This window comes from Streptomyces sp. ITFR-16 (genome assembly GCF_031844705.1).
Taxonomy (GTDB): domain Bacteria; phylum Actinomycetota; class Actinomycetes; order Streptomycetales; family Streptomycetaceae; genus Streptomyces.
In genome coordinates, this window is the sequence record NZ_CP134609.1 from 7,759,799 (window position 1) to 7,771,317 (window position 11,519).

Below are 11,519 nucleotides of genomic sequence, written 5' to 3' on the forward strand. Positions count from 1 at the left end.
AACGTCATGAAACGCACTCCCGTCCTGCTCGCCGCGGGCCTCCCGCTGATCGCGGCGGCGGTGTTCCTGCCGACGGCGTCGGCGGAGACCGTGGCCGCCGGTTCCGCGCCCCTCAACTGCTCGGCCGTGTCCGTGAAGCCCCCGGCGGGCACCGAGGTGGAGCACGTGACCGCGGTGCGACAGGCGGGCGGAACCGTCGAGGTGGAGTCCGGGCCGCTGGCCGGCTCGGTCACCGATGTCCCCGCCTACTGCGAGGTGACGCTCACGCTCACCCACCCCGGCGCCGGCGACCACGCGAAGGTACGGGTCTGGCTGCCCGCGACCGGGTGGAACGGACGGTTCCAGGCCCTCGGCGGCAGCGCCTACGCGGCGGGGGACAACGGCCTGGGGCTGGCCGGCGCGGTCAAGCAGGGCTATGCCGCCGCGACCACCGACGCGGGCGTCGGCGATCTCCTCGACACCACCTGGGCGCTGGACGGCAAGGGCAGGATCAACACCCCGCTGCTGAAGAACTTCGCCGAACGGTCCCAGCACGACGCGGCCGTGGTCGCCAAGCAGGTGGTCGCCGAGGTGTACGGAAGGGCCGCCTCGTACGCGTACTTCAACGGCTGCTCGACCGGTGGCCGCGAGGGGTACATGGAGGCCCAGCGCCACCCCGACGACTTCGACGGCATTCTCGCCGGCGCACCCGCGATCAACTGGGACGAGTTCGAGGTCGCGACGCTGTGGCCGCAGGTCGTGATGAACGAGGAGCGGGCCTACCCCACCTCCTGCGAGTTCAAAGCCGTCAACGAGGCCGTCCTCAAGGCGTGCGACACGCTCGACGGGGCCAAGGACGGGCTGGTCGCCGACGTGAGCCGGTGCGCCTACGACCCCCGCGAACTGATCGGCACGAAGACCGTGTGCGACGGCGAGGAAGGGGTCTTCACGGCGGCGGACGCGGCCGTCGTACGCAAGATCTGGGACGGTCCCCGCACGACGGCGGGCGGAAGGCTCTGGTACGGCCTGCCGGTCGGCGCCGACTTCGAGCCCCTGGCGGCGTCCGCGCCCGACGACGGCAACGTCAAGGGCACGCCGTTCTCCGTACCGGCGGCCTGGGTCGCGACGTTCGTCAAGAAGCAGCCCTCCTTCGACACCTCGACGCTCACCTCCGGCCAGTTCACCCGGCTGTTCCGGCAGTCCCAGGCGGAGTTCGGCTCCGTGATCGGCTCCGACGACCCGGACCTGTCGGGCTTCCGCGACTCCGGTGGCAAGCTCCTCACCTGGCACGGCCAGGCCGACCAGCTGATCCCCACCCAGGGCACGGTGGACTACCGCGAGCGCGTGGAGCGGCAGATGGGCGGCTCGCACCGGGTGGACGACTTCTACCGGCTCTTCCTTGCCCCGGGCACGGCCCACTGCGGGCTCAGCGGCAGGACCGACGACCTGGGCGCCCTCAGGGCCTGGGTCGAGCAGGGGCGCGCCCCCGGCACGCTGACGGCCGCCCTGACCGATGCCTCCGGCGGGACGGTCACGCGCGAGCTGTGCCGCTACCCCTTGGTCTCCCGCTATGCCGGCGACGGTGCCCCGGCCACCGCCGAGGCTTTCGACTGCGTGCGCGCCGCCCGGTCGGAGCCCCGCGGCAGCGCGTTCTAGGGGGTCGGCATGAACACGGCCTTGGTCTCCAGGAAGCTCTCCAGCCCCTCGGGACCGCCCTCGCGGCCCTGTCCCGACAGCTTCCTGCCGCCGAACGGCACGCCGGCCGAGATCTCGAAGCCATTGACCGCGAGATGACCCGCCTTCACGCGGAGAGCCACCTCGAAGGCACGCTCGACGTCGGCGCCGAACACACTGCCGCTCAGGCCGAAGTCCGTGTCGTTGGCGAGGCGGACGGCCTCGTCGACGTCGCGGTACCCCTGCACGGTCACCACCGGGCCGAAGATCTCCTCGCGGGCGATCGTCATCTCCGGTGCGGCCTGTGTGAACACGGTGGGCTCGATGTAGTACCCCCGGTCGAAGCCGGGGCTCCTTCCGCCACCGATGAGAAGCCGGGCCCCTTCCGCCCGGCCGGCCTCGATGTACCCGAGCACACGGTCGTACTGGCGCGCGTCGAGGACGGGGCCCATGTCGGTCGCCGTGTCCCAGGGGTCGCCGACCCACAGTCTCCGTACGGCGGACACGTACGCCTCCTCGACCTCCGCCGTGCGGTGCAGGGGAGCGAGGATGCGGGTCTGGGCGAAGCAGATCTGGCCGGAGAACGGCATCGTGAACGGGGTGAGGGCGCACAGCGCCGTCGACAGGTCCGCGTCGTCGAGGAGGATCGCGGCCGACTTGCCGCCCAGTTCGAGCGTCGTCCGGGCCATACGCCGGGCGGCGGCCTCGGCGATCCGCAGCCCCGTGGGCACACTGCCGGTGAAACTGATCTTGTCCACACCGGCACTCGCCACCAGCTCGGCGGACTCCCGCGCACCGGCCGTGACGACGTTGAGAACCCCCGGTGGCAGACCGGCCGCCGCTGCGGCCTCCGCGATCACCAGGGCGTCGAGGGGGCTCTCGACCGGGGACTTGAGGATCACCGTGCAGCCGGCGGCCGGCGCGGCGGGAACCTTGTGGGCGAAGATGTTGAAGGTGGCGTTCCAGGGGGCGATGAGCGCGGCCACCCCGACCGGTTCCCGTACGACCCGGGCATGGCCGCGCCGCGTGGGGCGCCGCTCGCCGAACGCGTACCCGCCGAGAAGTTCCGTGAAGTGGTCGAACCGATCCTCACCGGCGTGGATGAGCCCCTGGGCGAAGCGGACGGGAGCCCCGACCTGAGCCGTCCACAGCCGGGCCAGCAGGGTAAGGCGCCCGCGCACCTCGTCGGCGAACCTCCGCAGATACGCGGCGCGTTCGGGGGCGGTCATGCGGGGCCACGGTCCAGTGTCGAAGGCGGCACGGGCGGCTGCCACGGCATGTTCCACCTCGGCACCGCTCGCCAGCAGCAGGCTCAGCACCTCTTCCTCGGAGACCGGGGAGACGAGGGAGACGCGACGGGCGGACGCGGCGGGGACCCAGTGCCCGTCGATGTAGAAGCAGTTGAGGAACTCGTCCGGAAGATCAACAGTGAACGCAGACATGAGTGCCCATCACATGGTCGGAGGAAGCATGGTGGAGGCCATCGGCAAACGTACCGGTGTGGACGAAGGGGTCGGGCGTACGGCGTTGATGGTGGCCGCCGCACGCGCCATCGAGTGCGGCCGCCCCGACGCCCTGGCCAGGGACACCTACGCCGAGCACTTCGTACGCGCAGCCCGGGCCGCCGCCGACTGGCCCGTCCACCCCGACCAGGTGCCCGGCCGGGACACCGACCCGCTCTGGGGAAGGCTGGCGCGCTTCTTCGGGCTGCGCACCCGGGTGTTCGACGACTTCCTGCTGGAGTGTGCGGCAGCCGGCGCCCACCAGATCGTCATCCTGGGCGCGGGACTGGACTCCCGCGCCTACCGGCTGCCGTGGCCGCCGGGCCGCACGGTCTTCGAGATCGACCAGGAAGGGGTCCTCGCCTTCAAGCAGGCGGTCCTCGACTCCCTGGACGCGGAGCCGAAGGCCGTACGCCGCCCGATCGCCGTGGACATGCGGCTCGACTGGATCGGGCCCCTGACCGCGGCGGGCTTCGATCCGGCTCGGCCGACGGTCTGGCTGGCCGAGGGGCTGGTGCCGTACCTGCCCCCCGACGCGGAGCGGAATCTCATCGCCACCATCGCCGCGCACAGCGTCGCGGGAAGCGCCCTGTGCTACGAGGTGAAGGAGGGCCTGAAGCCTGCCGGGGAGTTCGGCTACCCCCTCCACACCGTGGTACGTGAGCGGATCGGCGTCGACCTGTCGGCCCTGTTCAACGCGGAGCCCCGGCCGGACTCCGCTGCGGACCTGGCCGCGCGCGGGTGGACCACGACCGTCCGCACGCCCTTCGACTTCACCCGGCAGCACGGCCGCGGCCCCCTCCCGGAGAAGGACGACACGCTCGCCGCCAACCGGTGGGTCTTCGCCTCCACGCCATAGGGACCGGGGCGGGGAGGGCGGGGCGGCACAACCAGGCCGCCCCCCCCCGGGGCGGACGTCCCCGGCCGCTCACGTGTGTCGGGACGGGGCGCCGGGGAGCGGGCCCTAGATTGGCCGGATGGACGAGCGGGAGCGTGCGGAGGGCTGGCGGAGCAGCGCCGCACATGTGACGGTGCCGGCGGTCCTGGCCGCGGTTCCCGCACTCAAACTCTCGTGGACGCTCGGCGGCGGGGGCGCGGCCCGGGACGCCCTGGCCGTCATGGGGCCGGGCAACTGGTTCGACATCATCACCGACATGTTCCTGTTCGAGCCGCTGCTCGCGACGGTGCTGGCCGTGGTCGTCTCGCACGCCGTCTACGCCTACATCGCGGCCAGGGGCGGGGCGGCCGCCCGCCGGAACACCCCCGCCCCGGCGGTCGCGGGCATCGCCGCGCTCGTGCCGGCCGCACTGGCCCTGGTCGTCGGCTCCTTCAACGGCGTGTGGTGGGGCCTTGCCTGCGGCGTCCTGGCCTATGTGGTGCGGCTCGGTGTGATCGCCGAGTACGCGACCGGCCGGCGCCACGCCACCACCGGCAGACGCTCGAAGGAGAAGGCCGGCACCCGCCTTCAGCGCGCGGCCGACGTGCTGTGGATCGCGGTGCTCGTGCTGGGGGTCGTCGTGCTGCCCCTGCTGTCCCTCACCGCCGCCGTGGACGGACGGTCCTGGGCCGGCGTGGTCCGGTGCGACGTCGACACCGGCGGCGGAGCCGAACGGGCCCGGATGATCGAGCTGGAACGCAAGGGCGACGGTGTCGTCGGCTGGGACATCACGCACGGCGAGGTGGCCAACGGAAACCGCTGTGCCACGGACGAGGACGACGTCGTCCGCGCGCCCTGGTGGCGCGGCTGAGGCCGAGGCCCGGCGCCGGGGGAGCGCCGTCATCGGCACGCGGCCATCTGATCACTCGATTGCTCGCATAAATGTCCCCGCCCGCCCTCGGGTGGTGACGTTGGCCCGACGGGCTGTCGAGATGTGAGGACATGACATGGTTCAGGGCTTCTCCAGGGAACCGGGCACCCACGGGCCGTTGACCGAGGTGCCGCCGGAGGGACTGCGGAAGATCACCCTGTGGGCGACCGCGATCGCCGTGGGCGGTTTCCTGTTCGGTTTCGACACCGGCGTGGTCTCGGGTGCCCTGCTCTACGTCAAGAAGGACTTCCACCTGAACTCCTTCGAGCAGGGCAGCGTGGTCAGCGTCCTGCTCATCGGCGCGGTGATCGGCGCCACCTCGGCCGGCCGGCTGTCCGACCGGTACGGCCGGCGCAAGCTGCTGGGCGCGATCGGCGTGGTGTTCATCTTCGGCACGGCGATCGTCACCGCGGCGAGCGGCTACGTGATGCTCATGGCCGGCCGGGTGATTCTCGGCCTCGCCGTCGGAGCCGCGTCGGCGACCGTACCGGTCTACCTGTCGGAGATCTCACCGACGAAGATCCGCGGCCGGCTGCTCACCATGAACCAGCTGATGATCACGCTCGGCATCCTGGTCGCCTACCTCGTCAACCTCGCGTTCGCGAGCAGCGAGATGTGGCGGGCGATGTTCGCCGTCGGAGCGATTCCGGCCGCGCTGCTGGTGGCGTCCTCGCTGTGGCTGCTGCCCGAGTCCCCGCAGTGGCTCATCGCCCACGGCCAGGTCGAACGCGCCCGCAGAGGCATCGCCTCGGTCACCGACGAGGCCACGGCGGACGAGCTGATCGCACGCGCCCAGCAGCGGATCGGCTCGGACCGCGAGAAGCGGAAGCAGAACGCCGCCACCGGCGGCCAGGGCGCCAGGCGGCTCCTCGCCCCGGACGTCCGGCCGGCCCTCGTCGTCGGGCTGACCCTGGCCGCCGTACAGCAGTTCGGCGGCATCAACACGATCATCTACTACGCACCGACCATCATCCAGCAGACCGGCATGAACGCGTCGAACTCGATCTTCTACTCCGTGTTCATCGGCGTCATCAACCTCGTCATGACGCTCGTCGCGATCCGCCTGGTCGACCGCGCGGGCCGCCGCCCCATGGTCCTCGTCTCGCTCGCCCTGATGGCCGTGTCCATCTTCATGCTGGGGCTGGCGTTCATCGTCGGGATGAACTCGGTGCTGACCCTGCTCTTCATGGTCATCTACATCGCCGCGTACGCCGGCGGCCTCGGCCCGGTCTTCTGGACCCTGCTCGGAGAGATCTTCCCGCCCTCCGTCAGGGCCGAGGGCTCCAGCCTGTCCACGGCCGTCAACTGGATCGCCAACTTCATCATCAGCCTCGCCTTCCTGCCCCTGGCCAACGCCATCGGCCAGGGCGAGACCTTCTGGATCTTCGCCGGGATCTGCGTCCTCGCCTTCGTCTTCGTCAGCCGCTACGTGCCGGAGACCCGCGACCGCGACCCCGAGCAGATCGAGGCGGCGCTGCAGTCCCGCTTCGGCCACACGCCCGACACCCAGCCCGCCAAGACCGTCTGACGTCCGGCCCCGGCCGCCGACCGGCACCCCGTCCCGCAGAAAGGACGCTCACGATGAGCGACACCCTCATCAGCCCGCCCGAGCTCGAACGCTCCGACGCCCTGGTGCTCTTCGGTATCTCCGGCGACCTGGCCAAGAAGATGCTGCTGCCCGCCCTCTACCGGCTCACCGAGTCCGGCAGGCTCACCGTGCCGGTCATCGGGGTCGCGGCCACCGACTGGGACGACGACGCACTGCGCGCACACGCGCGCGAGGCGATCACCGCCGGGGGAGCGGACATCGACGAGGAGGTCTTCGCCCGGTTCGCCGCCGGTCTGTCCCTCGTCACCGGCGACTTCACCGACGCCGCCACCTTCGCCCGTCTGCGTGAGGCCCTGACCGGATTCGGATTCGTCACGCACTACCTGGCGATCCCGCCCGCCCTGTTCACCACGGTCGCCGCCGCGCTGGCCGGGGCGGGCCTCAACCGCGACGCCCGCCTGGTCGTGGAGAAGCCCTTCGGACACGACACCGCCTCCGCGCGGAAGCTCCAGGACGATCTGGGCGCCCACTTCGACGACGACCACCTCCTGCGGGTCGACCACTTCCTGGGCAACCGCGCCGTCGAGAGCCTGATGGTCTCCCGCTTCGCCAACACCCTCCTGGCCCCGATCTGGCACCGCGCCTACGTGGACAACGTCCAGATCTCCCTCGTCGAGGACTTCGACGTCGCCGACCGAGGCTCCTTCTACGACGCCGTGGGCTGCCTGCGGGACGTCGTCCAGAACCACATGCTCCAGGTCCTGGCCCTCCTCGCGATGGACCCGCCGAGCGTCACCAACGCCCGGGCACAGGGCCTGGAGAAGTGGCGCGTCCTGCACGCGACCCGCTCGATGGACCCGGCCGAGACCGTGCGCGGCCAGTACGACGGCTACCGGGACGTCGAGGGCGTGGCGCCGCACTCCACCACCGAGACCTACTTCGCTACCCGCCTGTTCATCGACAACTGGCGCTGGGCGGGCGTGCCCTTCTACCTCCGCAGCGGCAAGGCCCTGGCCCTGTCCGCCACCGAAGTCGTCGTGGAACTGCGCAAGCCGCCCCTGGAACTCTTCGGCGGCCAGAACACGCAGCCCTCCTCCAACCTCATCCGCTTCCGCATCGACGGCGACACCGGCATCAGGGCGGACCTGATGCTGCGCAAACCCGACAGCGACAGCGGTCCGGTCACCGTCCCCGTCGGAGTCGACTTCGCCCAGGTCCTGGGCAGGCAGGAACTCCCGTACGAGAACATCCTCCACGGAGCCGTCGTGGGCGACCCCGAGTGCTTCGCCTTCTTCCCCGGCATCCTGGAGTGCTGGCGCATCGTGGACCCCGTACTGGCCCCCGCCGAGGCGCCGCTGCCCTATGCGCCGGGGAGCTGGGGCCCGGAGGCGGCCGACGCGCTCCCGGGCCTGAAGCGGTGGCACCAGCCGAGCCGCCGCCTCTTCGACTCCGCCTGAACCGCACCCGGACGACATGCACGACGTAGGGCTCCGCGTCAGGACCAACCTGTGGCCGGTGCTGCAACAGGCCGCGGCCGCCGCGCTCTCCTGGTGGATCGCCCGGCTCGTCTTCGACCACCACGTCCCGCTCTTCGCCCCGATCGCCACCCTCGTCGCGCTCAACACCCCCGTCGGAGGACGCGGCACCAACGCGGTGCGGGTCGTGAGCGGTGTCATCGCGGGCGTCGTCGTCGGACAGCTGGCCTTCCGTCTCATGGGCAACGGACCCGTCTCCGTGGGCGTGGCCGTGCTGTGCGCGCTCCTGGTGGGACTCCTCCTCGACGGCGAGCGGATCACGATGGCCCAGGCGGCGGTGGGCGCGGTCATCTCCGTCGCGGCCGGGCAGCAGGCCGGCATCGTCCGGGTCGAGGACGCGCTGCTCGGCGCGGGCGTCGCGCTCGTGTTCAGCCAGTTCCTCTTCCCGCCGCACCCGCTCACACTGCTGCGGCGTGCCGAGGCCGACACCCTGGCGGGCCTGGCCCGGGCGCTGGAGCTGACGGCCAGGACGCTGGACGGCACGGAGGAGGAACGGGCCGTCCTGCCCCGGGCGGAACTGCGCCCCGTGTACACCCTGTTGAACGACCTCGGCACGACGCGCGACGACACCATCGCCGTCGTCCGGCGCACCCCGCACTGGCGGGGCCGCCAGGAGCCGGTCCACCAGGAGGTCGCGGCCACCCGGCACCTGGATCTGCTGGCCAACAGCTGCCTCACCCTCATCCGCGGTGTCGAGGCCGTCGACCCGGCCCACCGGGACGTCTTCGCCGACGCGGTACGGGGACTGTCCGGGGCCCTGGGCGCCCTGGCCGCGGCCCCCGGGAGCCTTGCCGTACGGCGGCACGCGACCCGATGGGCCCTCGACGTCGTCCGTGACGCCCCGGCAGCGGGACCGGCGGTCCCGGTCGCCGCGTGGGAGAGCGCCCGGCTGGTCGCCCGCGACATCCTCGTCTTCACCGGAGCCGGCGCCGAGGCCGCCGAACAGGCCGTGCACGACGGAACCGCCGAGGTCCCCGTCGCCACCCCGCCGGAACTGCGGTGGTCCGCCCGACGGCCGCGGCGCCGCCGCCCGCCCGGCCCCTCGGTGTAGGCCCCGAGGGACGCGTCCCACCCGCCACCTGGCCGCGTCCCGATGGCCGGGCCGGGAGCGCCGCACCAAGCTGGGGCGGGCACGCAGTCATCGCCCGTCGCACCGGTATCCCGTGCGGCGCCATCGAGAGCAGGACGGACCATGGCCTTCACCCTCCCCACCGACATCGAGAACCGTCCGGTCGCCGTGATCGGAGCGGGGACCCTCGGGCGCAGGATCGCGTTGATGTTCACCACGCAGGGCGGGCTGGTGCGGATCTTCGACAAGTCACCGAAGGCGGGTGACGCGGCACGCGCCTATCTCGACGAGAACATGGCGCCGGTCGCGGCGAGGACCGAGGGCGGAAAGCCGGGGCGGGTCGTGATCACGGACGACATGCCGGACGCGCTGGCGGATGCCTGGCTCGTGGTCGAGGCGGTGCCCGAGCGCCTGGACCTGAAGAAGGAGATCTTCGGGGAACTCGACAGGGAAGCCGCCCCGGACGCGATCCTGGCCAGCAACTCCTCCTCGTACGCGACGAGCGAGTTCATCGACCGGGTCCAGCACCCCGAACGGGTGCTGAACATGCACTTCTACATGCCGCCCGTGCAGAACGCCATCGACATCATGTCCGACGGGCACACCGACCCCGCGATCATGGACCTGCTCAAGGCCCGGCTGCCCCGGTACGGCGTCCACCCCTTCGAGGCGCACAAGGAGTCGACCGGTTTCATCTTCAACCGCATCTGGGCCGCCATCAAGCGCGAGGCCCTCTCGGTCGTCGCGGAGGGAGTCTCGACCCCGCAGGACGTGGACGAGATGTGGAAGATCAACATGGGCACGCCGGCCGGGCCGTTCCGGATGATGGACCAGGTGGGCCTCGACGTCGTCCTGGACATCGAGAACCACTACGCCGCCGAGAACCCCGCACTGCCCGCCGGCCCGCGTGAGCTGCTGAAGAAGTACGTCGACGCCGGGCACCTGGGCGTGAAGACCGGCCAGGGCTTCTACACCCACGACACCCCCTCCTGAGCGGTCCGGGACACCGCAGCAGACCCCGGCCCGTGGTTGGCGGAGGCGACGGCGGGTACGCGCCGTGGACCCCCCACGAGAGGACCACGCCGTGTCTCCGCAGCGGAAGAACATCTTCGTTCTCGGCCTCGACGAGGCGAACCTGCCGACGCTGAACTCCGTACCGGATGCCGCAAGGTACCGATTCCACCCCCTGCTGAGCATCGGCGAACTGCAGGAGGGCGAGGTGTCGGTGGCCGATCTCATGCGCCGGGCCCGGGCGGTCCTGGACGCGCACGACGGCACCGTCGACGCGATCGTCGGCTACTGGGACTTCCCGGTCAGCACCCTCGTTCCCATGCTCGGCAGGGAATACGGCACCCGTACGACGAGCCTGGAGTCCGTCGTCAAGTGCGAGCACAAGTACTGGAGCCGGCTCGAACAGCAGAAGGTCATCGACGCGTATCCGAAGTTCGGCCGCGTCGACCTGGAAAGCCCGGACCCCCGCCCGCCCGAGGGCGTGGACTTCCCCATGTGGCTCAAGCCCGCTCTGGCCTACTCCTCGGAACTCGCCTACTCCGTGAAGGACATGGCGGAGTTCCGGACGGCCGTCGACGAGATACGGCAGGGGATCGGCCGGGTCGGCAAGCCGTTCGACTCGGTGCTCGAACTGCTCGACCTGCCCCCGGAGATGTCGGGCGTGGGGGGACAGATCTGCCTGGCCGAGGAAGCCATGACCGGCATCCAGGTCGCTGTCGAGGGCTATGCGAAGGACGGCGACATCACCGTCTACGGGGTGCTCGACTCGATCAACTACCCCGACTCGCCCTGCTTCCTGCGCCACCAGTACCCGAGCACTCTTCCGGCCCCGGTCATCCAGGAGCTGCACGAGGTCAGCGAGCGGACCATGCGCCGGATAGGCATGGACGCGGCGACCTTCAGCATCGAGTACTTCTACGACCCGCAGACCGGGGCGATCAGCCTGCTGGAGATAAACCCGCGGCACTCCCAGTCGCACGCGGAGCTGTTCGGCTACGTCGACGGCATCCCCAACCACCACCGGATGATCCGGCTGGCCCTCGGCGAGGATCCCGGGGCACCCGGCGGCCGGGGCCCTTACCGCATGGCCGCCAAGTGGTACTACCGGTGGTTCGGCGACGGAACCGTGCACCAGGTCCCCACCCCCGACGCACTCGCCGCCATCGAACGGGACATACCCGGCGTCCGCATCGACATCGTGCCCGCCGAGGGACAGAAGCTCTCCGAGGTGTCGCAGCAGGACAGCTACAGCTACGAGATCGCCCACATCTTCACCGGCGCGGACGACGAGAACGGCCTCCGGCGCAAGTTCGACCAGTGCGTCGCCGCCCTCGGACTCGCCTTCGACGACACCGCCCCCGGCGGCCGCGGCCGCACGACCTCGTGAACAGG

The 11,519-nt window shown here is 71.2% G+C and carries 9 protein-coding genes; 8 read left to right on the forward strand and 1 reads right to left on the reverse strand.

Going from position 1 to position 11,519, the window contains the following annotated elements:
• Nucleotides 1-6 precede the first annotated feature (6 nt).
• Nucleotides 7-1,635 (forward strand): tannase/feruloyl esterase family alpha/beta hydrolase, encoded by a 1,629-nt coding sequence (locus tag RLT58_RS34320; protein WP_311314265.1) that lies wholly within the window; start codon nucleotides 7-9, stop codon nucleotides 1,633-1,635.
• Here the strand turns inward: RLT58_RS34320 and RLT58_RS34325 are convergent.
• A complete protein-coding gene (locus RLT58_RS34325; protein ID WP_311314266.1) occupies nucleotides 1,632-3,095 on the reverse strand; it encodes an aldehyde dehydrogenase family protein in 1,464 nt (487 codons plus the stop codon). The two genes, RLT58_RS34320 and RLT58_RS34325, sit on opposite strands and share 4 nt — an antisense overlap.
• Between RLT58_RS34325 and RLT58_RS34330 the strand changes: the two genes are divergently transcribed.
• From RLT58_RS34330 to RLT58_RS34360, 7 genes are all read left to right on the forward strand, one after another.
• Nucleotides 3,094-4,014: a class I SAM-dependent methyltransferase gene (locus tag RLT58_RS34330; RefSeq protein ID WP_311314267.1), complete on the forward strand. Its 921-nt coding sequence runs from the start codon at nucleotides 3,094-3,096 to the stop codon at nucleotides 4,012-4,014. The two genes, RLT58_RS34325 and RLT58_RS34330, sit on opposite strands and share 2 nt — an antisense overlap.
• Before the next feature lie 118 nt (nucleotides 4,015-4,132).
• Entirely contained in the window at nucleotides 4,133-4,903 is a 771-nt protein-coding gene (locus tag RLT58_RS34335; protein WP_311314268.1) for a hypothetical protein, read from the forward strand.
• A 136-nt stretch (nucleotides 4,904-5,039) separates the two neighbouring features.
• Nucleotides 5,040-6,491, forward strand: a complete 1,452-nt coding sequence (locus RLT58_RS34340) for a sugar porter family MFS transporter (RefSeq protein ID WP_311314269.1) — start codon at nucleotides 5,040-5,042, stop codon at nucleotides 6,489-6,491.
• Nucleotides 6,492-6,544: 53 nt separating this feature from the next.
• Nucleotides 6,545-7,969, forward strand: coding sequence for a glucose-6-phosphate dehydrogenase (gene zwf, locus RLT58_RS34345; protein WP_311314270.1), 1,425 nt, complete (start codon nucleotides 6,545-6,547; stop codon nucleotides 7,967-7,969).
• A 16-nt stretch (nucleotides 7,970-7,985) separates the two neighbouring features.
• Nucleotides 7,986-9,098 carry an FUSC family protein gene (locus tag RLT58_RS34350; RefSeq protein ID WP_311314271.1) on the forward strand — a complete coding sequence of 371 codons (1,113 nt, stop codon included), beginning with the start codon at nucleotides 7,986-7,988 and terminating at the stop codon, nucleotides 9,096-9,098.
• A 141-nt stretch (nucleotides 9,099-9,239) separates the two neighbouring features.
• On the forward strand, nucleotides 9,240-10,109 hold the full coding sequence (locus tag RLT58_RS34355; protein WP_311314272.1) for a 3-hydroxyacyl-CoA dehydrogenase family protein: 870 nt from the start codon (nucleotides 9,240-9,242) through the stop codon (nucleotides 10,107-10,109).
• Between the two features lie 91 nt (nucleotides 10,110-10,200).
• Nucleotides 10,201-11,514 (forward strand): ATP-grasp domain-containing protein, encoded by a 1,314-nt coding sequence (locus RLT58_RS34360; RefSeq protein WP_311314273.1) that lies wholly within the window; start codon nucleotides 10,201-10,203, stop codon nucleotides 11,512-11,514.
• Nucleotides 11,515-11,519 lie beyond the last annotated feature (5 nt).